This window comes from Pseudomonas salomonii (assembly GCF_900107155.1).
Lineage (GTDB): Bacteria > Pseudomonadota > Gammaproteobacteria > Pseudomonadales > Pseudomonadaceae > Aquipseudomonas > Aquipseudomonas salomonii.
In genome coordinates, this window is record NZ_FNOX01000008.1 from 80,480 (window position 1) to 100,953 (window position 20,474).

Below are 20,474 nucleotides of genomic sequence, written 5' to 3' on the forward strand. Positions count from 1 at the left end.
CGTTGCGGGGTGGGTCGGGGACGACTTTTTTCATTGTTTAGCTACCTTTTGGATTCAGGGAGCCGAACCGTTCGCGACTAAACGTAGGGTGGCGGCTGTACGCAGGTTAGTCGACCGGACCAAAAGGTAAAAACCGGCGCACCCGAGGGCGCCCTGCGCACAGCCACCATAAAACCTCATGGAGGACCATGCACCTTTTGGAATACCGAGCGACTAAACCCGATCACTGATAAGCAGTGACGGATCGCAGACTAGCCACCGATTCCAACAGGCACAAGGCGGCAAGGATTGTCTAGGAAACGTCCTGCAATTTAAAGAGACGCGCCCTGCTGGCCCTTTAAAAACCATGACCAAATGCCACTAATCCCGCCACAGATCGTTCCCACGCGCAGCAAAGGAACGCAGCCTGGGACGCTCCGCGTCCCGCCCACAACATTCAAGTTTTGCGCAGGTGCGACGCGGAGCGTCACGGGCTGCATTCCCACGCGGGAGCGTGGGAACGATCTATCATGCTCGTGATCAGTGACCTGTTGGGCATGCCTAAATTTCACATCAAAAGAGGCGAGGTGACCGAGGCAGAGGTGGCGGCCGTCCCTCTGTCCCTCAAGCGTTGGGCGGTGTGGCCGCATCATTTTGGGATGGTATGGTTTGCTGGCTGTATCCTCTGGACCCTCTTGTATGGCTGGTAGCCTGCGGCCATCAGATCGTTCCCGCGCTCTGCGTGGGAATGCAGCCTGGGACGCTCTGCGTCCCGCTCACAACATTCAAGTTTTGCGCAGCTGTGACGCGGAGCGTCACGGGCTGCATTCCCACGCGGGAGCGTGGGAATGATCTGTTAACGATCTGTCAGCGCATATGCAAAATGATCGGGCTACTACTGGCCGGGTCCGTATGCCCGCGCAGCTTGTTCACCGCCGCAGCCTCCACCGCGCCGCCGTTGTTGCCCCATGTGCCGCGCACGTAGCTCAACACCTGGGCGATTTCCTGGTCGGACAATTGCTCGCGGAACGCTGGCATGCGGTACGCATCCGGCACACCCGCGGTCACGATGCGTTGCGAGCCATTGAGGGTGATGTTGATCGCCGAGGCGCTTTCCTTGGCCAGGGCTGAGGTGGCCCCGGCCAACGGTGGCATCCACTCCGGCTGGCCTTTGCCGTCCAGGCCATGGCAAGAGGCGCAGCGGGTGGCGTAGGTGTGGGCACCCGGAGCGCTCGTGTCGAGTGCTGCCGTTTGGTATTGCCACGGCGAACCGTCACGCTGCGGGTCGCCCGGCAGTGATTTGAGATAACGCGCTATGGCCGCCAGGTCGTCGTCCTGCATGAACTGTGTGGAGTTGTTAAACGCCTCGGTCATCGAGCCATACACCACCGCGTGTTTATTACGCCCGGTTTTGAGGAACTGCACAATCTCCGGCTCGCTCCAGCGGCCCAAACCGGTGTTGTGGTCCTGACGCAGACTCGGTGCATACCAACCGTCGAGCAGGGCACCGGCGAGGAACGGTGCGCCGGACTCGTCCAATGCCTTCTCGTTAAACGCCAGCCCACGCGGCGTGTGGCAACTGCCGCAATGGCCTGGGCCCTGGACGATATAGGCGCCACGGTTCCACAACGCGTCCTGCTCGGGTTTGGCGGCATAGGTTTTAGTCGGCGCGAACACGCCGTTCCACAGTGCGATGGGCCAGCGCATGTTCAGTGGCCACGGGATGCTGCTGGGGATGTTCGGCTCGCTGGCCGGTTGCACGCCTTGCATGAAAAACGCATACAGCGCACGCATGTCGTCGTCGCTGAGTTTTACGTAGGACGGGTAGGGCATGGCCGGGTAGAGCCGTCGCCCACCCGGCGCCACGCCGTGGCGCACGGCGCGGTCGAAGTCGGCGAGGCTGTAGGTGCCGATGCCGACGTTTTTGTCCGGCGTGATGTTGGTGGCATGAATGGCGCCCAGCGGCGTGGCCATCTCCAGGCCGCCGGCAAACGGCGCTTTGCCCGGCAGGCTGTGGCAGGCCACGCAATCACTGACGCGGGCGACGTATTCGCCACGGCTGACCAGGGTCGGGTCAGCCGTGGCGTTGGCCTGTTCAAAAGGCGAAGCCGGTTGACGGGTGACGTACCAGGCCAGCAGGCCGGCGGCGACTGCGCCGGCCAGCACCAGCCAGCCAGCGGTTCTAGCCAATCGTTGGTTGTTCATAGGCGTTCCTTGTCGGTCAGGCGAAGGTGTAGCGGCTCAGGGGCAGACTGCGGATGCGCTGGCCGGTCAAGTGCGCCACCGCATTGGCCACGGCAGGCGCCACTGCGGGCAGCGGCGGCTCGCCGATACCGCCCATCTTTTCGCCGCTCTCGACGATCTTTACGTGCACCTTGGCCATCCGCGAGGGTGGCAGGATCGGGTAAAGGTCGTAGTTGCGCGCCCGTGGTTTACCGTCCACGTACACCGCTTCTTCCACCAACGTTTGTGACAAGCCCAACGCTACGGCGCCATTGACCTGGGCCTCGATGATCGCCGGGTTGACGATGCTGCCAGGGTCGATGGCTTCCCAGATGTTATGCACCTTGACCTGGCCGTTTTCGATCGACACTTCGGCAACCACCGCCGCATGCGAGCCAAAGGGCGAGGCCATGGCCACGCCACGGGCACGCCGGCTGCCGTCTTCGGCGGTGTAGGGGCCACGCTTCCAGCCACCGGACAACTCGCCCACCGCTTGCAGCAAGGTGGTCAGGCGTTTGTTGTCGCGCAGCAAGTGCAGGCGCAACTCATACGGGTCATGGCCGCCTTTGTCGGCCAGTTCATCGAGGAAGGCTTCGTAGAAAAAGTCATTCAGCGAGTTGCCCACCGAACGCCAGTAGCCAAGCATGGTCGGGCCTTTGACGTAGATCTGGGCGATGCGTTTGTTGGGAATCGCGTAGGACTTGCCCGACAACCCTTCAAGGGCCGTCGGGTCGATTTTGTCGCCCTGTTTGCCGGCGATGGCTTCGGACGGGCCTTCGGTGGCGCTCACGGCTTCGATGGCCACCGGCAAGCCTTTGTCATCCAGCGCCGCGCGGAACTTGACCACTGCGACCGGGCGCAGCACATCACGCAGGAACTCTTCTTCGCGGCTCCAGATCAGCTTGACCGGGCGGCCCACAGCCTTAGCCAGCGCGACGGCCTGCGGGTACGGGTTGGCCGAGTCATACAGAAAATGCCGGCCGAAAAAGCCGCCCAGCAACGGCGAATGCAGGGTGATCTTTGACACATCCAGCCCGGTGCGCTTGGCGATATCGGCGCGGAACATGTCGGGTGCCTGGTTCGGCAGCCAGACTTCCAGCGTGCCGTCCGGGTTATAGCGCGCCAGGGCCGATGGCGGCTCCAGTTGGGCATGGTTAACGTACTGGTTGTGGTAAGTGGCTTCGACCTTGGTCTTGGCGTTTGCCAATGTGGCGTTGACGTCGCCTTCGTTTTCTTCGTCGCGGGCCGGGCCTTGCTGGGCGGCGAGGAAGTCACGGTATTTGTCGCTGGAAAAGTCTGCCGGCATGGCGCGCACTGTGGAGTCGGCGGCGGCTTCCAGCCATTCGACCTGAATAGCTTCTACTGCACGCTTGGCGTGCCACCAGCGCTCGGCCACCACGGCTACGGCGCCAGGCAATTGATGCACCGAGTGCACGCCTTTCATGGCTTCGACCTGGGACTGATTGCGCAGGCTGCCCACGGTCATGCCCAGGCGCGGCGCATGCTGCACGGCGGCGTGGAGCATGCCGTCGACCTTGAGGTCGATGCTGTATTGCGCCTTGCCGGTGGATTTGTCGTAGGCATCCAGGCGTTTGACCGGCTTGCCGATCCAGCGGAACTGGCTCGGGTCGCGCAGGGTGATGGTGGACGGGTCAGGCACCGGCATGTCGAGGGCGCGGCTGGCCAGTTCGCCGTAGCCCAGCGAGCGGCCCGAAGCGGCGTGTACTACGCGGCCGGGTGTGGTGGTCAGTTGCGCGACCGGCACGCCCAGTTGCTCGGCGCCGGCCTGCAACAGCATGGCGCGGGCGAGGGCGCCCAGGCGACGCATGGTCGGGTAACTCATGCGCACCGACATGCTGCCGCCGGTGATGCGCATGCCGTTTTCCATCACCACATAGGCATCGCCCGGTGGCGCGGCCTCGACGACAAAGGTGGCAGGGTCGGCGTCCAGTTCTTCACCGACAATTTGCGCCATGGCGGTGTGGGTGCCTTGGCCGCCTTCCATAAAGGGGCTGAGCAGGCGCACCGTGCCGTCCGGGCGAATCTCCAGAAACGCCGGCACCTGCGTGCCGCGCTCCGCAGGGTTGGCGGTGGCCGCGAAGGCGCGGCCGCTTCCCAGCGGCAAGCCGAAACCAATCACCAGTGCGCCCACGGCGGTGCTGGCCAGAAAACGCCGGCGCGACAGGTTGACCGGCTCGCCCAGGGCCACATCCAGCAGTTCGTTGCGCGTATTCATCAGACGCGCTCCTTCTGCTGGGCCAAATCCTGCATGGCGGTGTGGATGGCGTTATAGGTGCCGCAGCGGCACAGGTTGACCATCGCCGCATCAATTTGCGCGACCGTCGGCGCGGGGGTGTGCTTGAGCAGCGCCGTGGCCGCCATCACCTGCCCGGACTGGCAATAACCGCATTGCGCCACCTGATGTTCGACCCAGGCAGCGACTACATGCTTGCCCACCGCATCGTCCTCAATGGCCTCGATGGTCGTGACCTCGCGGCCGACCACGCCCGCCACCGGCGTGACGCAAGAGCGCACCACGTTGCCGTCCACCAGCACCGAACACGCGCCGCACTGGGCCAGGCCACAGCCATACTTGGTGCCGGTCATGCCGAGGTCGTCGCGGATCACCCACAGCAGCGGCGTGTCGGCGTCGGCATCGACCTGGTAGGTCTTTTGGTTGATACGTAATTCCATGGCGGGTTTACCTGCTGATCATCGGTTGGTGGTGCTGAGCCCTTTTGAGCTCTTATAAGAATGTTGGACTCGTGGCCCATCGTTGCACTCTAGACCACGGCGCAAAAGCTATCTATCCACCAGTCGATAAGTCGGAGGATCAGGCAAGTATTTCGCAGGAATGCACTACTGGCGGCTTGATCGTTCCCACGCTCCGCGTGGTAACGCATCCTCTGACGCTCTGCGTCACGGCGTCAGAAGCGGGACGCGGAGCGTCCAGGGCGGCATTCCCACGCAGAGCATGGGAACGATCCTGATGCACTGCCAGCGGTTTGATCGTTCCCACGCTCCGCGTGGTAACGCATCCTCTGACGCTCCGCGTCACGGCGTCAGAAGCGGGACGCGGAGCGTCCAGGGCGGCATTCCTTTGCGGCGCGTGGGAACGATCCTGATGCACTGCCGGCGGTTTGATCGTTCCCACGCTCCGCGTGGACGCATCCTCTGACGCTCTGCGTCACGGCGTTAGTAGCGGGACGCGGAGCGTCCAGGGCGGCATTCCTTTGTGGCGCGTGGGAACGATCCTATAGGCACTCTTTTGTGCGTAGGCAACCTCTGAACCGACCCGGCTCGCCGCACTTTTTTTGATTCTCCTGATCTACCCCTGTCATGACCCCACTCATTCAGAGTGTGGGCAGCACAATCAGACCCGGTGCCGATGGATCGAACTTCACATATTTTTTTCACGCGCTGGCCGTTGTTGTCAGCGGCTCTATTGGCACTGTTTGCCAGCGGTTGCAGCCAGCAGCAGGGCCGCGATATCGCCAGCCAGTTCAGCAATGGCAGGCCCGATGAGTTCTTTCAGACCAGTGTCGACCGCATGGCAACCTTGAGCATGCGTGACAACCTGCAAAGCCTGTATCTGCTGATGAGCAAGCTTTATCTGCGCAACCCCAACCAGTGGCGCCAATCCGGTTACCCGGATGCGGTGAGCGCCGCGCGGGAAATCCGCCAGGCCATCGAGCAGCAGCAACCGCTGCCGGCCCTGGGCGAGCGGCGCGATCTCGCGGCCTTGAGTTACTCGTTGAGCCCCGACTTCAAAGGCGACCGGGTCGGCGCGTTTATCTACGCGATCGGCAGCATGCTGGTGACCGCCCACGGCGGCCGCACCCAGTTTTATATGACCGACTCGATCAACCCGCAGTTTGTCAGCAACGCCGCACGTAATATCGAGAAAGCCACCTGGCTGCTCAGCCAGCGCCAGGACGCCAACGGGGTGTTGCTGCTGTTTTCCAACGAGATATCGGAGGAGGGCAGCAACCTCAGCTTTGCCGTCGAGTTCGGCAAAGTGGTTGCGCGCCTGGACCTGCTCGCCCAGATGCTCGATGAGCGCTACCGACGTGTGGCGCTCAACTATGCGCAGAGTTTGCTGCTGATGAATTTCTTGCCGGTGCAGTGATGTAGGTACGGTATTTCCCTTTCAAATGTAGGAAATGGCCTATCTTAATCCCCTGTGCTTGAAACACCCTTCGGTGGGCAATAGCCTCGGGCTTTTCTCAACGGATGAGTGCCTACCTTGGGTAAGCGAAAAACGGTTTGGCCTACGGATCGCGAAGTTCGCCTGCGATTTATCCTCTTTGCGGTAATCGATGTGGCAAGCGCCCAAGGCGTTCCTGCCGAGGTGTTATTGACCGCACATAAACTGCTGCGCGACTCGCCGGCGGAGTCTCAGTTACGCAAAGCCCTGGCCGGGATTCTGGCATGCGATGAAATGGCGGGGTTCAGTTTCCCCAGGGGGTCTGAGGCGGATGATTTCATGCGCTCGATCGAACCGCTGACGGACGAGACCGATTACCGGGTTTTGCCCTCGGGTTAGATCGTTTATTTCCTTAAGTGAGGTCGCAAGGCTTTAATCGCATATCCATGCTGACGTTTATGCGGTGCCAGTAGCGGCTTTAAACGTCTTTGCAGCAATTCGTCTGTTATCACGTAAAACGTCGCTGTGTTGATCACCCAAGCAAGCTCCCGAACAGCCGTTTGTGCTGCTCTGCCGTCGTCTTGCACCGTCGCCCGGTGTCTCTAGAATCGGCGCCAGAACTTAGCCATTTCCTGTCGATTACGGAGTTTCGAACATGATGAACGCAATGCAGATGCCGATGAACACGTCCATGCCAATGATGCCGATGATGGGCATGCCGATGATGATGGCGACCATGAAGTGCGAAATGGCGGGCGATGCCATGATGTGCACCATGAAGCCGGCGGCCGGTATGGACATGGCGCAGTTCAAGACCAACGCCGAGATGATGGCGATGATGATGAACTGCGGCATGCCGATGATGATGCAGTGCGCAAACATGTCGATGCTGTGCATGTCGGCCGATGCCATGAAGATGATGGCTGACATGAACATGCCGATGATGACCATGGGCATGTCGATGCCGATGATCAAGTGCATGATGGAATGCACCCTCATGGGCGACAGCATGATGTGCAAAATGATGCCGATGCCAGGCATGAGCATGGCCATGATGGATAACTGCTGCATGCTCATGAACAAGCTGATGAACGACTGCGCCATGCCAATGATGATGAGCTGCAACGGCATGCCGATGATGTGCTGCACTTGCTGACCCCCTGCTGCGTAAAACATGTGCAAAAAAAAAGCCCCGACTTGTCGGGGCTTTTTGCATTCAGTCCAGGCGTTCCGGGTAGGTGATCACCAAAAATGCCACCGCCTCGCTGTCCGCCGGGTTGCGGTAGCGGTGGGGCTGGTCGGCGTAGAACAGGATCGAGTCGCCGGTGGAGAGCAAGTAGCGCTCATCGTTGACGCTGACTTCCAGTACGCCCTGGGCCACCACCAGGTTTTCCTGAATGCCGGGGCCGTGACCGGCTGAAACTTCCTCGCCGAGTGCCCGCAGGCGGATTTCGTAAAATTCCGATTGGCGTGCGGTATCAAAGGGAAACAACGCACGGCTGACGAATGCCCCGTCGGCACTCACCAGGCGTTTGCTCTGTTGCGCCGGCAACACCTCGACGCCTTCAAACCCACGGTCCTCCAAAAACGCCGCGACCGACACCTTCAAGCCTTTGGCGATTTTGCACAGCACCTTGATCGACGGCACGCTGCGCCCGGACTCGATCTGCGCCAGCATCGCACGGCTCACGCCGCACGCGCGTGCCAGCCCGTCCAGCGAAAGGTGGCGTTTACTGCGCAACCGTTGCAGGTTCTGCGCCACGCACAGGCTGGTGTCGTCATCCTCAATCGCAGGTTTTGGCAGGGGGTCGGCTGATTCGGGCAGTACCTGTAAAAAATTCATCGGCGTTACGCCCGGCGCGTATCACTGGCGGTTGCGGTGTGGGCGGAGAACACCGCAAGCCCCGCGCGTGCCGCGTACATGGCCCACATCAGCTCGGCCGCGGCACGCGCCTGACGGCGTTTACGGTGGAGGGTGAAGTCAATAACGCTGGCGGATGTTTGCATGGGGGAAATCTCGTGGGCGACTCAATGGCTCCACAGTAATGCGTGCTGGTTATTTCTTTAAATACTGAGTTTGCATGTGTTAATGCGATTTTGGACTTAGAAAATAATCCCGGTCCGAGGCTGTTGTGGGAAGGGTCCGGTCCGTTAATTAAGCGTGACCTGGTGAACCTGCCTGGCTTCCCATCACTGTTCGCGTGATGGCCGAGGCTTTTTCACGCCCCCGAATGCCAAGGATTTGACCCATGCTGTTGCGCCAACCCCCACTGCTGTTTGCCGCCCTGACCCTCAGTTCACTGGCGCACGCCGACACCCTGCAACTGGCCCCGGTCGAGGTCTCCGGCAGCGAAGCCAGCGACGCCGAAATGGCCCAGGCGCAGCTCAAGAGCGTGCCCGGCGGCACCAACTTCATCGATATGAGCAGCGTGCAGCAGGGGCGCGTCAGCACCAACGAAGACGTGTTCAAGTACCAGGCCGGCGTCTACGCCAAGGCGGCGAATAATGAAGGGGTGAAGCTGTCGATTCGCGGTTCTGGCCTGAACCGCAGCCCCGGCTCCCACGCCTCGGGCCTGTATGAAATGCTCGACGGTTTGCCGCTCACCGGCCCCGGCGGCACGCCCTATGAACTCAAGGACCCGCTGTGGCAGAGCCGCGTCGAGGTGCTGCGCGGCGCCAACGGTTTTGACCAGGGCGCCCTGGCCCTGGGGGGCTCGGTCAACTATGTCACGCACACCGGCTATGACGCGCCGAAGTTGCAGGTACGCTACGAAGTGGGCAGTCGCGGTTATGCCCAGCGCGAAATCAGCTCCGGCCAGGTGCTGGGCGACGCCGACTATTACATCAGCCTCACCGACTCCGAATCCGACGGCTACCAGCATCAGAGCGCCGGCACCGGCAAGGGCATCGCGGCCAACTTCGGCTACCGCTTCAACCCGGACCTGGAAACGCGCTTCTATTTTCGCTACCGCGAGACCACCAACGACAGCCCCGGCAAGCTGACGCGCTATCAGATCAGCCATGACCCCAGCGCCGCGAACCGCCTCAATGCCGCCCGCGACTCCAAACGCCTGCAGCCGGGCTCGACCTGGATCGCCAACAAGACCACCTTGCAGCTCGATGACAATGCTCGCGTCGAGGTGGGGCTGGCCTATCACGACTACCCGATGGATTTGCGCGAAGGGCTTAACCGCCTGAAAGTCGCCTACACGGATGTGAGCGGCACCCTGAACTACATCCGCCAGGACAGTTGGTTCGGCCACGCCAGTAAAACCACCGTTGGCCTGCGCACCACCCAGGCGATGCCGAACAACGGCGCCTCGGAATATGTGCGCGTGCCGTCGAGCAACCCGGCCACCTATTACGCCCCGGGCACCAAAACCCGCGACTACAGCTACCTGGGTTCCGACACGGTGCTGCATATCGGCAACGAACTGGAACTGGCGCAAGACCTGTGGCTGACCACCGGCCTGGCGGCGATCTACACCCGCCGCGAAACCCAGGTCAGCTACCCCGAAGGGCAGGCACCGCTCAGTCAGCATGATTGGGACTACGCGCCGCGCATTGGCCTGCGCTATGACTTCACCCCGCAGTTGCAGGTGTATGGCAACCTCAGCCGTTCGGTCGAGCCGCCGCACGCGTGGTCGATGATCTGGGGTTCCAACAAGTACTTTTCGGGCGGCCCCGCTAACGGACTGGCGCGCGAAGGCGTGAGCTTGCGCAATCAGACCGCCACCACCCTGGAGATAGGCGGGCGCGGTGAGCAATGGTTCGGCCAGTGGGACCTGGCGCTGTACCGCTCCGAAGTGCGTCACGAACTGCTCGCTGTGGAAACCCAGGCGCAGACCCAGACCAGCAGCGCCGTGGTCGCCGAGGCCAACGCCAGCCCCACCGTGCACCAGGGCGTGGAACTGAGCCTGCTCAGCCCGTTGTGGGACGGCGGTCGCAATGGCCAGGTGGCCTTGCGCCAGGCCTACACCTACAGCGATTTCCACTACCGCGACGACGACCGCTTCGGCGCCAACACCTTGCCGGGCATCCCCAAGCATTACTACCAGGCGCAGGTGCGCTACAGCCACCCGACCGGTTTCTACACCAGCCTCAACACCGAGCACGCTTCACGGGTGGCGGTGGATTACGCCAACTCTTACTACGCCGCAGCGTACACAACCCTGGGCGCCACCTTCGGCTACGACGCGCCGAAACAGGACTGGCAAGCCTGGGTTGATCTGCGCAACCTCACCAATCGGCGTTATGCCAATACCGTCACGCCGGGGTATGACGACAAGGGGGTGGATGTGGCGCGGTCTACGCCGGCCGATGGGCGCGGAATCTATACCGGTGTTTCCTGGAGTTGGCGTTAAGCAGATTTAGCTGTCAGCGAGGTCGAACTGTGGGAGCTGGCGTGTGTGGGAGCTGGCTTGCCTGCGATGCAGACGCCTCGGTCATTCAGTTGAACTGAGGTGATGCCATCGCAGGCAAGCCAGCTCCCACACAAGCCCGCCCACGGCATCCGGGCCATCCGAGTGGCCCTTGCCCCGTCGCCGTTTTACTGGCATTGTTTGCGCAATTGGTAATATTTCCCATTTGAGAAGTTTTTGCGCATGCATGACATTCCGGCCGCGCCAGGCGATTGCGCCCGTCAGCAGACCCTTACGGCGATGTACCGCGAGCACCATGCCTGGTTGCACGGCTGGCTGCGCAAAAAACTCGGCTGTTCCCACTACGCCGCCGACCTGGCCCACGATGCGTTTATCCGCGTGTTGATGCTGGCCGATCCGCAGGCCATCAAGGAACCTCGCGCCTTTCTCGCCACCACTGCCGGGCGCCTGTTGATCGATGGCGCGCGCCGCCGCCGGATCGAAAAGGCCTACCTGCAAGCCCTGCTGGTGCAGTGTGAAGATGCCGGCATGCCCGACCCGGCCGCCATCCATGTGGCGCTGCAAGCCCTGGAGCGCATCGCCGAGATGCTCGCCGGCCTGCCGGCGAAAACCCGTGAAGCCTTCCTGTTAAGCCGCCTGGACGGGCTCACCTACAGTGAGATCGCCACGCGCCTTGAGGTGTCATCCAGCACGGTCAAAAACTACCTGTCCACCGCGCTGGTGCATTGCTACCACAGCCTGTACGGGGCGGACCTGTTGCCGTGAACTCCGAACACATCATTCAACAAGCGGCGAATTGGCTGACGCGGCTGCACGATGAAGACGTCAGCGAGGCCGAACGCCAAGCCTTCAACACCTGGTGCCAGGCCGACCCGCGCCATGCCGTGGCCATCGAGCGCATGCGCTCGCTCTGGGGTGACTTCGATACGTTGCCCGCGCAACCGGCACGCATCGCCCTGAATCGTGCCTTTGCGCCCCAACGGTCGCGCAGGGTGCAGGCCTTGGGTGTGCTCGGCGTAGTGCTGTGCGGCTGGTTCGGTGTGCAGCACATGCCGGTGTGGATGGCCGATCAGCGCACCGGCATCGGCGAGCGTCGCCAGGTCGCCCTTGAAGACGGCAGCCAGTTGCAGCTCAACAGCAATTCGGCCGTGGACGTGAAATTCGACGGCCACCAGCGCGTGATCGAACTGCTGCAAGGCGAGCTGTGGGTTGACGTGGCCAGGGACGCGCAACGGCCGTTCGTGGTACGCACCGATCAAGGCACGGCCACGGCCCTGGGCACGCGTTATCTGGTCAAGCGTGCGGCGGACGGCAGCACGGTGGTCACGGTGATCGAGTCCGCCGTGGCGGTCAAAGGCGACACGGGCGAGGGCGTCAAGGTCACGGCCGGGCAGCGCGCGATTCTTGATCATGGCCACGCGGGGCCTGTCCAGGCCAGCACCAGCGCCGACCCGGATGCCTGGACCCGTGGCTTGCTCAAGGTCAACGACCAACCGCTGAGTGAGGTGCTGCAAACCCTGGCCAGCTACCGCCACGGCCTGGTGCGCTTCGATGCCCAGGCGTTGAAAAACCTGCGCGTTTCCGGGGTGTTCAAACTCGACGACACGGCGGCTGCGCTCTCGGCGCTGGCCGATAACCTGCCGATCCGAGTGGAGTACTTCACCGACCTGATGGTGGTGGTCAAACCGCGCTAGCTCAACCTTCGTGCTGGCGCAGGCGCTTGTACAGGGTGTTGCGGCTTACGCCCAGCTCCCGCGCCAGGTGCGAGATGTTGCCGCCCGCCGCTTTCAGGCGTTGGGCCAGGTCGCTGCTGTCTTCCAGGCTTTGCCGGGTGGGCAAGGGCGCCGCCACGTTCAAATCGACGAAAAAATCATCCGGCAGATGCTCCGGTCGCACCGGTTGCTCCTCGGCCATTGCCAGCGCCACCTGCAACACGCTGCTGACCTGGCGCAGGTTGCCCGGCCACGGGTGCTGCTCGAACAAGGCCAGCACCTCGGCACTCAGCCCGGCCCATTGGGTCGGCTCACGGTGCTGCTGCCACAACTGCTGGAACAGCGCCTGTTTGTCGGTGCGCTCGCGCAAGGGCGGCAGTTCCAGGGTCAGGCCACCGATGCGGTAGTACAAATCCTCACGAAAGTGCCCGGCCTGCACCCAGTCGCGCAGCACGCGGTTGGTGGCCGAGATAATGCGCAAGTCCACCGGGAACAGCTCGCTGCTGCCCACCGGCTGCACGCAGCGCTCCTGTAGCACGCGCAGCAAGCGGGCCTGGGTCGGCAGGGGCATGTCGCCAATTTCATCCAGAAACAGCGTGCCCTTGTCCGCCTTGCGGATCAGGCCGATGCTGCCTTTCTGGTTGGCACCGGTGAAAGCGCCTTTTTCATAGCCAAACAGCTCGGACTCGACCAGTTCGGCGGGGATCGCTGCACAGTTCACCGCAATGAACGCCTGTTTGCTGCGCGAGCTGGCCTGGTGCAGGGCTTTGACGAATACCTCTTTGCCGACGCCGGTCTCGCCGTGAATCAACAACGGAATGTCCTTTTCCAGCAATCGCTCGGCCTGGCGCACGGCCTTTTCCACGCGCACATCGCCAAAATGCAGGGTCTGGATGCTCATCGGCGCAGGTTTGCCGGGTTTGGGCTCAGCAAAGACCCGTGCCTGCACCGGCATCTTCTGCGGCCGCTTCAATAAACACTGGAACCGATTGCGGCCCGCCGCCTGCAACGAGAACGGCAAGCCCTCCGGTTGATTCAGCAACTCCAACAACGAGACCTTGAACAAGCTGTCGATCAGCACCCGCGACAGGCTGATGCCCAGCAAGTTATCGGCGCGGCGGTTGGCCGATAGCACCTGGCCGCTGTCATCAAAAATGATCAGGCCCGCCCACTGGCTGTCGAGGTTGTTCAGGCCGGTGTTGAAGGTCAGTTGAAAATGCTCGCCGCGAAACAAGTTAAGGATCAGCCGGTTCTCGACGGTCTGGCTCATCATCTTGACCATGCCCAAAGTGTGGGAGGGCGGCAGGTAGCTGTCGCTGGACACATCCAGCACGGCAATGATTTCGCGCTGGGCATCAAAGATAGGCGCCGCCGAGCCGGTCATGAAGCGGTTGGCCTTGAGGAAGTGTTCATCGTGCTCGATATGCACCGCCTGGGCACAGGCCAGCGCGGTGCCGATGGCATTGGTGCCGCTGGAGCGCTCCATCCAACTGGCGCCGGCACTGAAGCCGCGCGCCAGCTTCGGCTCGATAAAACGCTGGGTGCCCCACGAGGTCAGCACCTGGCCCTGATTGTCGGCCAGCATGATCAGGCAGTTGGAATTGCTGAGGATGTTTTCGTAGTAGGGCAGCACTTCCTGATGGGTGGTCTGCACCAGGGAATGCTGGCTTTCGAGCAACTGGCTGATGCCTTCGGCGGGCAGCTGATCGAAGCTGGGCGTGCTCTGGTGGTCCAGGCCGAAGGCGCGGCAACGGCGCCAGGATTCCTGGATAAGGGTGTCGTGTGCGAGGGGTTCGGCCATGGGGGCGACCTTCTTTTATTTTTATTGTTATCAAGCCTTGCGCCGTCCAACTGTGGGAGCTGGCTTGCCTGCTCCCACATTAAATCTGTGGCGCCCATCGATTGTTGTTCAGAATTGTTCAATGTCAACCCGCCCGCTGTTCAGTTGTTCAGCGCTGATTGTTCATTTGTGTTCATGCCTGAACGTCTTGTTCGGCGCATTTCCTTACAGATCAGCCACCTGCCACTTCTGGCACGAAACTCGCTGCTACGAATGGCCAGAATCATTCCAATAATAAAAAGGGCGTGTCATGTCATTGACCCTGGAACATGTCTCCCGCGTTGTCGAAGGCCAGACCTGGATCGACGACGCCAACCTGCGTTTCGAAGCCGGTTCCTTCAACGTATTGCTCGGCCGCACGCTGTCCGGCAAGACCAGCCTGATGCGCCTGATGGCCGGGCTGGACAAGCCCGACAGCGGCCGCATCCTGATGAACGGCGTCGACGTCACCCACAAGCCGGTGCGCCTGCGCAACGTGTCGATGGTCTACCAGCAGTTCATCAACTACCCGACCATGACCGTGTTCGAAAACATCGCCTCGCCGTTGCGTCAGGCCGGTGTGTCCAACGAGCTGATCCACAGCAAGGTGCTGGAAACCGCGCAGATGCTGCGCATCGAGAAATTCCTGCAGCGCCATCCGCTGGAGCTGTCCGGCGGCCAGCAGCAACGCACGGCCATGGCCCGGGCCTTGGTCAAAGACGCCGAGCTGATCCTGTTCGATGAGCCGCTGGTGAACCTGGACTACAAACTGCGCGAAGAGCTGCGTCAGGAAATGCGCGAACTGTTCAAGGCGCGCCACACCATCGCCATCTACGCCACCACCGAACCCAATGAAGCCCTGGCCCTCGGTGGCACTACCACCATCCTGCACGAAGGCCGGGTGATCCAGAGCGGCAAGGCTGCCGAGGTGTATCACCAGCCCCAGACGGTGCTGGCCGCCGAGCTGTTCTCCGAACCGCCGATCAACCTGATGCCGGGGCGGATCAGTGGCAATGAAGTGAGCTTTGCCAATGTCGTGCACTTCCCGTTGAATGTGGACTTGCGCCCGATCGGCGAAGGCGAGTTCCGGTTTGGCGTGCGCCCCAGCCATATCAGCCTGGTGCCGAGCAACGACGATGACCTGGAACTGGCGGTGACCGTGGAAGTGGCCGAGATCAGCGGCTCGGAAACCTTCCTGCATGTGCGCAGCGAGCACTTTTTGTTGGTACTGCATCTGCCGGGCGTGCATGAATACGACGTCGACGCGCCGATCCGTGTGTATATCCCTACCCATAAACTCTTCGTGTTTGATGGCCAGGGCCGTTTGGTCCAGGCCCCCGGGCGCCGCGTTGCGAGGGTTGCCTGATGGCCGAGATCCATTTGCAGAACCTCGCGCACAGCTACAGCCCTACACCCAATGGCCCTGAGGACTACGCCATTCGGGCCATGAACCATGTGTGGGAGCAGGGCGGCGCCTACGCCTTGCTCGGGCCGTCGGGCTGTGGCAAGTCGACCTTGCTCAATATCATCTCCGGGTTGCTCAGCCCGTCCGAAGGCCAGGTGTTGTTTGACGCCAAAGTGGTCAACGACCTCACTCCCGAGAAACGCAATATCGCCCAGGTGTTCCAGTTCCCGGTGGTGTACGACACCATGACGGTGTTCGACAACCTGGCGTTTCCCCTGCGGAACCAGGGCATGGCCGAGGCGAAAATTCACAGCAAGGTGCAGGAAATTGCCGAAGTCCTCGACCTGCAAGCCCTGCTGAGCAAAAAAGCCCGCAACCTCACCGCCGATGAAAAACAAAAAGTTTCCATGGGCCGTGGCCTGGTGCGCGATGACGTGTCGGCGATCCTGTTCGACGAACCGCTGACGGTGATCGACCCGCACCTCAAATGGAAACTGCGCCGCAAGCTCAAGCAGATTCATGAGCAGTTCAATATCACCATGGTCTACGTCACCCACGACCAGCTTGAGGCGTCGACTTTCGCTGACAAAATCGCGGTGATGTACGGCGGGCAGATCGTGCAGTTCGGCACGCCGCGTGAGCTGTTCGAGCGGCCCAGCCACACCTTTGTCGGCTATTTCATCGGCAGCCCCGGGATGAATCTGATCGAGGTGCAGGCCGAAGCCGGCGGCGTGCGCTTTGCCAGCACGTTATTGCCGCTGTCCGAGGCCTTGCAACAGCGCCTGTGCGAGGCGGACTACAAAAAGCTGCAGGTGGGTATCCGCCCGGAATTTATCCACGTGTGGGACGAGTACAACCCTGACGCGCTGCAGGCCGACGTCGTCCATGTGGAAGACCTCGGCACCTACAAGATCATGACCCTCAACCTCGACGGCGCGCCGTTGAAAGTGCGCCTGGCCGAAGACAAACCGGTGCCCGAAGGCCACGCCTCCATCAGTTTTCCCACGCAATGGTTGATGGTGTACGCCGACGATTACCTGCTGGAGGTGCAGCCATGAACAAGGTGCAGAACAACAAGGCCTGGTGGCTGGTGTTGCCGGTGTTCCTGCTGGTGGCGTTCAGCGCGGTGATCCCGATGATGACCGTGGTCAACTATTCGGTGCAGGATATTTTCGACCAGTCCAGCCGCTACTTTGTCGGTGCCGACTGGTACAAACAGGTGCTGCTCGACCCGCGCCTGCATGATTCCTTGCTGCGCCAGTTCATCTACTCGGCCTGCGTGCTGCTGATCGAAATCCCGCTGGGCATCGCCATCGCCCTGACCATGCCGACCAAGGGACGCTGGTCATCATTGGTGTTGATCATCCTGGCGATTCCGCTGCTGATCCCGTGGAACGTGGTCGGCACCATCTGGCAGATTTTTGGCCGCGCCGACATTGGCCTGTTGGGTTCGACGCTCAACGCCATGGGCATCAACTACAACTATGCGGCCAACACCATGGACGCCTGGGTGACGGTGCTGGTGATGGACGTGTGGCACTGGACGTCACTGGTGGCGCTGCTGTGTTACTCGGGGCTGCGCGCCATACCGGACGTGTACTACCAGGCCGCGCGGATTGATCGCGCATCCGCCTGGGCGGTGTTCCGACATATCCAGTTGCCAAAGATGAAAAGCGTGCTGCTGATCGCGGTGATGTTGCGCTTTATGGACAGCTTCATGATCTACACCGAGCCATTCGTGCTGACGGGCGGCGGGCCGGGTAACGCCACCACCTTCCTCAGTCAGACCTTGACCCAAATGGCCGTAGGCCAATTCGACCTGGGCCCGGCGGCAGCGTTTTCTCTGGTGTACTTCCTGATCATCCTGTTGGTGTCCTGGCTGTTCTACACCGCCATGACCCACTCCGACGCCAACCGCTGAGGCCGCCAACATGAGCAAGCGCAAGGTTATCCCGCTGCTGATCTACATCCTGTTTCTGCTGGTGCCGATCTACTGGCTGCTGAACATGTCCTTCAAGAGCAACACCGAAATCCTCGGCGGGCTGACCCTGTTTCCGCAGGACTTTACCCTGGCCAACTACAAGGTGATCTTCACTGACCCGAGCTGGTACACCGGTTACCTCAACTCGCTGTACTACGTGAGCCTGAACACGGTGATCTCCCTGAGCGTGGCGCTGCCGGCGGCCTATGCGTTTTCGCGCTATCGTTTCCTGGGCGACAAGCACCTGTTCTTCTGGCTGCTGACCAACCGCATGGCGCCGCCGGCGGTGTTTTTGCTGCCGTTTTTCCAGCTGTATTCGTCCATCGGGCTGTTCGATACGCACATCGCCGTGGCGCTGGCGCATTGCCTGTTCAACGTGCCGTTGGCGGTGTGGATCCTGGAAGGCTTCATGTCCGGCGTACCCAAGGAAATCGACGAAACCGCCTACATCGACGGCTACAGTTTTCCCAAGTTTTTCGTGAAGATTTTTATCCCGTTGATTGGCTCCGGTATCGGCGTGACCGCGTTTTTCTGCTTCATGTTTTCCTGGGTCGAACTGCTGCTGGCGCGCACCTTGACCTCGGTCAACGCCAAGCCCATCGCGGCGGTGATGACGCGCACGGTCTCGGCCTCCGGCATTGATTGGGGCGTGCTGGCAGCGGCCGGGGTGTTGACCATTCTGCCAGGCATGCTGGTGATCTGGTTTGTTCGCAACCACGTGGCCAAGGGCTTTGCCCTGGGCCGGGTCTAGAGGGTTCGATGATGGAATGGATGGCCTGGACCACACCCACCGCACTGTTCTTTGTGACGATTGGCCTGCTGCTGGCAGGCATGACCACCTGGGAACTGCGTTCGCCGAGTATTCCTCGGCGCGGTGTGTTGCCGATCAGCACCACCCGTGGTGATCGTTTGTTTATCGGTCTTCTCGGCAGCGCCTACCTGCATTTGCTGGTGATCGGCGTTACCGACTGGAGCATCTGGGTGGCGTCTGCGCTATCCCTGGTATGGCTGTTGAGTGTGATGCGTTGGGGCTAGTGCCCTTATGAACTAGTGCCCTTATGAATAAACCACCAGGAGGTCTCTATGTTGAATAAAAACAATAAGCTGCGACATAGCATTTCATTGGCCGCCGTACTGGCCTTAAGCGGTTTGAGCGCCACGGCCTGGGCCGATGCGTACGAAGATGCCGCGAAAAAATGGATCGGCAGCGAGTTCAAACCGTCCACCCTCACCGAAGCCCAGCAGCTCGAAGAGTTGAAGTGGTTTATCAAGGCGTCGGAACCGTTCCGTGGGATGAAGATTAACGTGGTGTCGGAAACCCTCACCACCCACGAGTACGAATCCAAGGTACTGGCCAAGGCCTTCAGCGAAATCACCGGCATCAAGCTGACCCACGACCTGCTGCAGGAAGGCGACGTGGTCGAGAAGCTGCAAACCCAGATGCAGTCCGACAAGAATATCTATGACGGCTGGGTGAACGATTCCGACTTGATCGGTACGCACTTTCGCTATGGCAAGACCGAATCCATCACCGACCTGATGGCCAACGAAGGCAAGGATTTCACCTCGCCGACCCTGGATATCAAGGACTTTATCGGCATCTCCTTCACCACGGCGCCGGACGGCAAGATCTACCAGTTGCCCGACCAGCAGTTCGCCAACCTCTACTGGTTCCGCGCCGACTGGTTCGAACGCGCGGACCTCAAAGCCAAGTTCAAGGAAAAGTACGGCTACGAGCTGGGTGTGCCGGTGAACTGGTCGGCCTATGAAGACATTGCCAAATTCTTCAGCGAAGACGTCAAGGAGATCGACGGCAAACGCATCTATGGGCACATGGACTACGGCAAAAAAGACCCGTCCCTGGGCTGGCGTTTCACCGATGCCTGGTTCTCCATGGCCGGCGGCGGCGACAAGGGCCTGCCCAACGGCTTGCCGGTGGACGAGTGGGGCATTCGCGTGGAGGACTGCCACCCGGTGGGTTCCAGCGTGACCCGTGGCGGCGACACCAACGGCCCGGCCGCGGTGTTTGCCACGCAAAAATACGTGGACTGGATGAAAGCCTACGCGCCACCGGAAGCGGCGGGCATGACCTTCTCCGAATCCGGCCCGGTGCCGTCCCAGGGCAATATCGCCCAGCAGATCTTCTGGTATACCGCGTTTACGGCCGACATGACCAAGCCGGGCCTGCCGGTGGTGAATGCCGACGGCACGCCGAAGTGGCGCATGGCGCCGTCGCCGGTCGGGCCGTATTGGGAAAAGGGCATGAAGAAGGGTTATCAGGACGTGGGTTCCTGGACCTTCCTCAAGTCCACGCCCGAGAAGCAAAAACTCGCGGCCTGGCTGTACGCGCAGTTCGTGACCTCGAAAACCGTGTCGCTGAAGAAAACCATCGTTGGCCTGACGCCGATTCGTGAGTCCGATATCAACTCCCAGGCCATGACCGACATGGCGCCGAAACTCGGCGGCCTGGTGGAGTTCTACCGCAGCCCGGCACGGGTGGAATGGACCCCGACCGGCACCAACGTGCCCGACTACCCACGCCTGGCGCAGTTGTGGTGGAGCAACATCGCCGCAGCGGCCAGCGGCGAGAAAACCCCGCAACAGGCGCTGGATAACCTGGCCAAGGAGCAGGACGCGATCATGACGCGCCTGGAACGCTCCAAGGTGCAGCCGGTGTGCGGCCCGAAAATGAACCCGGAGCGGGATGCGCAATACTGGTTTGACCAGCCGGGTGCGCCGAAGCCCAAGCTGGCGAATGAGAAGCCTAAAGGTGAGACCGTGGCTTATGGTGACCTGTTGAAGCAGTGGGAGGCGGCGCGCAAGTAA

18 protein-coding genes are annotated in these 20,474 nt (G+C 61.4%); 11 read left to right on the plus strand and 7 right to left on the minus strand.

Annotated features, from left to right (window positions below; all coding sequences use genetic code 11):
• Positions 1 to 846 precede the first annotated feature (846 nt).
• Genes BLV67_RS18750 through BLV67_RS18760 form a run of 3 tightly spaced genes read right to left on the minus strand, consistent with a single transcriptional unit; the run spans position 847 to position 4,896 of the window.
• Positions 847 to 2,184: a c-type cytochrome gene (locus tag BLV67_RS18750; protein ID WP_069785883.1), complete on the minus strand. Its 1,338-nt coding sequence runs from the start codon at positions 2,182 to 2,184 to the stop codon at positions 847 to 849.
• Between the two features lie 16 nt (positions 2,185 to 2,200).
• Positions 2,201 to 4,438 (minus strand): xanthine dehydrogenase family protein molybdopterin-binding subunit, encoded by a 2,238-nt coding sequence (locus tag BLV67_RS18755; RefSeq protein ID WP_069785882.1) that lies wholly within the window; start codon positions 4,436 to 4,438, stop codon positions 2,201 to 2,203.
• Complete coding sequence (locus BLV67_RS18760; protein WP_065930245.1) at positions 4,438 to 4,896, minus strand: (2Fe-2S)-binding protein; 459 nt, start codon at positions 4,894 to 4,896, stop codon at positions 4,438 to 4,440. The genes BLV67_RS18755 and BLV67_RS18760 overlap by 1 nt, the downstream gene beginning before the upstream one ends.
• A 694-nt stretch (positions 4,897 to 5,590) precedes the next feature.
• Between BLV67_RS18760 and BLV67_RS18765 the strand changes: the two genes are divergently transcribed.
• Both BLV67_RS18765 and BLV67_RS18770 read left to right on the plus strand, forming a co-directional pair.
• A complete protein-coding gene (locus BLV67_RS18765) occupies positions 5,591 to 6,331 on the plus strand; it encodes a hypothetical protein (RefSeq protein ID WP_069785881.1) in 741 nt (246 codons plus the stop codon).
• Between the two features lie 117 nt (positions 6,332 to 6,448).
• Positions 6,449 to 6,748, plus strand: coding sequence for a hypothetical protein (locus BLV67_RS18770; protein ID WP_069785880.1), 300 nt, complete (start codon positions 6,449 to 6,451; stop codon positions 6,746 to 6,748).
• A gap of 240 nt (positions 6,749 to 6,988) precedes the next feature.
• Here the strand turns inward: BLV67_RS18770 and BLV67_RS33135 are convergent, their stop codons facing one another.
• The 3 genes from BLV67_RS33135 to BLV67_RS32975 all read right to left on the minus strand — a co-directional run bounded on the left by BLV67_RS33135 (position 6,989) and on the right by BLV67_RS32975 (position 8,356).
• Positions 6,989 to 7,498: a hypothetical protein gene (locus BLV67_RS33135; RefSeq protein ID WP_065930242.1), complete on the minus strand. Its 510-nt coding sequence runs from the start codon at positions 7,496 to 7,498 to the stop codon at positions 6,989 to 6,991.
• Between the two features lie 67 nt (positions 7,499 to 7,565).
• Entirely contained in the window at positions 7,566 to 8,192 is a 627-nt protein-coding gene (locus tag BLV67_RS18780; RefSeq protein ID WP_069785879.1) for a helix-turn-helix domain-containing protein, read from the minus strand.
• A 5-nt stretch (positions 8,193 to 8,197) separates the two neighbouring features.
• Positions 8,198 to 8,356, minus strand: coding sequence for a hypothetical protein (locus tag BLV67_RS32975; protein ID WP_017137721.1), 159 nt, complete (start codon positions 8,354 to 8,356; stop codon positions 8,198 to 8,200).
• Between the two features lie 242 nt (positions 8,357 to 8,598).
• Here BLV67_RS32975 and BLV67_RS18785 point away from each other — a divergent pair, with 242 nt between their 5' ends.
• The 3 genes from BLV67_RS18785 to BLV67_RS18795 all read left to right on the plus strand — a co-directional run bounded on the left by BLV67_RS18785 (position 8,599) and on the right by BLV67_RS18795 (position 12,425).
• Positions 8,599 to 10,713, plus strand: coding sequence for a TonB-dependent receptor family protein (locus BLV67_RS18785; protein ID WP_069785878.1), 2,115 nt, complete (start codon positions 8,599 to 8,601; stop codon positions 10,711 to 10,713).
• Positions 10,714 to 10,953: 240 nt separating this feature from the next.
• Entirely contained in the window at positions 10,954 to 11,496 is a 543-nt protein-coding gene (locus tag BLV67_RS18790; RefSeq protein WP_069785877.1) for a sigma-70 family RNA polymerase sigma factor, read from the plus strand.
• Entirely contained in the window at positions 11,493 to 12,425 is a 933-nt protein-coding gene (locus tag BLV67_RS18795; protein ID WP_069785876.1) for a FecR family protein, read from the plus strand. Before BLV67_RS18790 ends, BLV67_RS18795 begins: the two co-directional genes overlap by 4 nt.
• Before the next feature lies 1 nt (position 12,426).
• Here the strand turns inward: BLV67_RS18795 and BLV67_RS18800 are convergent, their stop codons facing one another.
• Positions 12,427 to 14,244, minus strand: coding sequence for a sigma-54-dependent Fis family transcriptional regulator (locus BLV67_RS18800; RefSeq protein WP_069785875.1), 1,818 nt, complete (start codon positions 14,242 to 14,244; stop codon positions 12,427 to 12,429).
• Between the two features lie 289 nt (positions 14,245 to 14,533).
• Here BLV67_RS18800 and BLV67_RS18805 point away from each other — a divergent pair, with 289 nt between their 5' ends.
• The 6 genes from BLV67_RS18805 to BLV67_RS18830 are packed head-to-tail and all read left to right on the plus strand — an operon-like array spanning position 14,534 to position 20,474.
• The gene (locus BLV67_RS18805; RefSeq protein WP_058421312.1) at positions 14,534 to 15,628 is read left to right on the plus strand and encodes an ABC transporter ATP-binding protein; all 1,095 of its coding nucleotides are present in this window, start codon (positions 14,534 to 14,536) and stop codon (positions 15,626 to 15,628) included.
• Entirely contained in the window at positions 15,628 to 16,725 is a 1,098-nt protein-coding gene (locus BLV67_RS18810; RefSeq protein ID WP_069785874.1) for an ABC transporter ATP-binding protein, read from the plus strand. Before BLV67_RS18805 ends, BLV67_RS18810 begins: the two co-directional genes overlap by 1 nt.
• Complete coding sequence (locus BLV67_RS18815) at positions 16,722 to 17,588, plus strand: carbohydrate ABC transporter permease (RefSeq protein ID WP_017137728.1); 867 nt, start codon at positions 16,722 to 16,724, stop codon at positions 17,586 to 17,588. Before BLV67_RS18810 ends, BLV67_RS18815 begins: the two co-directional genes overlap by 4 nt.
• 10 nt (positions 17,589 to 17,598) lie before the next feature.
• The gene (locus tag BLV67_RS18820) at positions 17,599 to 18,399 is read left to right on the plus strand and encodes a carbohydrate ABC transporter permease (RefSeq protein WP_003174634.1); all 801 of its coding nucleotides are present in this window, start codon (positions 17,599 to 17,601) and stop codon (positions 18,397 to 18,399) included.
• 11 nt (positions 18,400 to 18,410) lie between these two features.
• Positions 18,411 to 18,683, plus strand: a complete 273-nt coding sequence (locus BLV67_RS18825) for a DUF2160 domain-containing protein (RefSeq protein ID WP_065930250.1) — start codon at positions 18,411 to 18,413, stop codon at positions 18,681 to 18,683.
• Positions 18,684 to 18,731: 48 nt separating this feature from the next.
• Entirely contained in the window at positions 18,732 to 20,474 is a 1,743-nt protein-coding gene (locus tag BLV67_RS18830; protein WP_065930235.1) for an ABC transporter substrate-binding protein, read from the plus strand.

What these genes read in the sequence shown, in the direction of transcription:
- BLV67_RS18800 (WP_069785875.1), bottom strand. Translation starts at nt 14,244, where the DNA reads ATGGCCGAACCCCTCGCACACGACACCCTTATCCAGGAATCCTGGCGC.
- BLV67_RS18830 (WP_065930235.1), top strand. Translation starts at nt 18,732, where the DNA reads ATGTTGAATAAAAACAATAAGCTGCGACATAGCATTTCATTGGCCGCC.
- BLV67_RS18750 (WP_069785883.1), bottom strand. Translation starts at nt 2,184, where the DNA reads ATGAACAACCAACGATTGGCTAGAACCGCTGGCTGGCTGGTGCTGGCC.
- BLV67_RS18755 (WP_069785882.1), bottom strand. Translation starts at nt 4,438, where the DNA reads ATGAATACGCGCAACGAACTGCTGGATGTGGCCCTGGGCGAGCCGGTC.
- BLV67_RS18805 (WP_058421312.1), top strand. Translation starts at nt 14,534, where the DNA reads ATGTCATTGACCCTGGAACATGTCTCCCGCGTTGTCGAAGGCCAGACC.
- BLV67_RS32975 (WP_017137721.1), bottom strand. Translation starts at nt 8,356, where the DNA reads ATGCAAACATCCGCCAGCGTTATTGACTTCACCCTCCACCGTAAACGC.
- BLV67_RS18825 (WP_065930250.1), top strand. Translation starts at nt 18,411, where the DNA reads ATGGAATGGATGGCCTGGACCACACCCACCGCACTGTTCTTTGTGACG.
- BLV67_RS18790 (WP_069785877.1), top strand. Translation starts at nt 10,954, where the DNA reads ATGCATGACATTCCGGCCGCGCCAGGCGATTGCGCCCGTCAGCAGACC.
- BLV67_RS18815 (WP_017137728.1), top strand. Translation starts at nt 16,722, where the DNA reads ATGAACAAGGTGCAGAACAACAAGGCCTGGTGGCTGGTGTTGCCGGTG.
- BLV67_RS18785 (WP_069785878.1), top strand. Translation starts at nt 8,599, where the DNA reads ATGCTGTTGCGCCAACCCCCACTGCTGTTTGCCGCCCTGACCCTCAGT.
- BLV67_RS18810 (WP_069785874.1), top strand. Translation starts at nt 15,628, where the DNA reads ATGGCCGAGATCCATTTGCAGAACCTCGCGCACAGCTACAGCCCTACA.
- BLV67_RS18765 (WP_069785881.1), top strand. Translation starts at nt 5,591, where the DNA reads ATGGATCGAACTTCACATATTTTTTTCACGCGCTGGCCGTTGTTGTCA.
- BLV67_RS18780 (WP_069785879.1), bottom strand. Translation starts at nt 8,192, where the DNA reads ATGAATTTTTTACAGGTACTGCCCGAATCAGCCGACCCCCTGCCAAAA.
- BLV67_RS18760 (WP_065930245.1), bottom strand. Translation starts at nt 4,896, where the DNA reads ATGGAATTACGTATCAACCAAAAGACCTACCAGGTCGATGCCGACGCC.
- BLV67_RS18820 (WP_003174634.1), top strand. Translation starts at nt 17,599, where the DNA reads ATGAGCAAGCGCAAGGTTATCCCGCTGCTGATCTACATCCTGTTTCTG.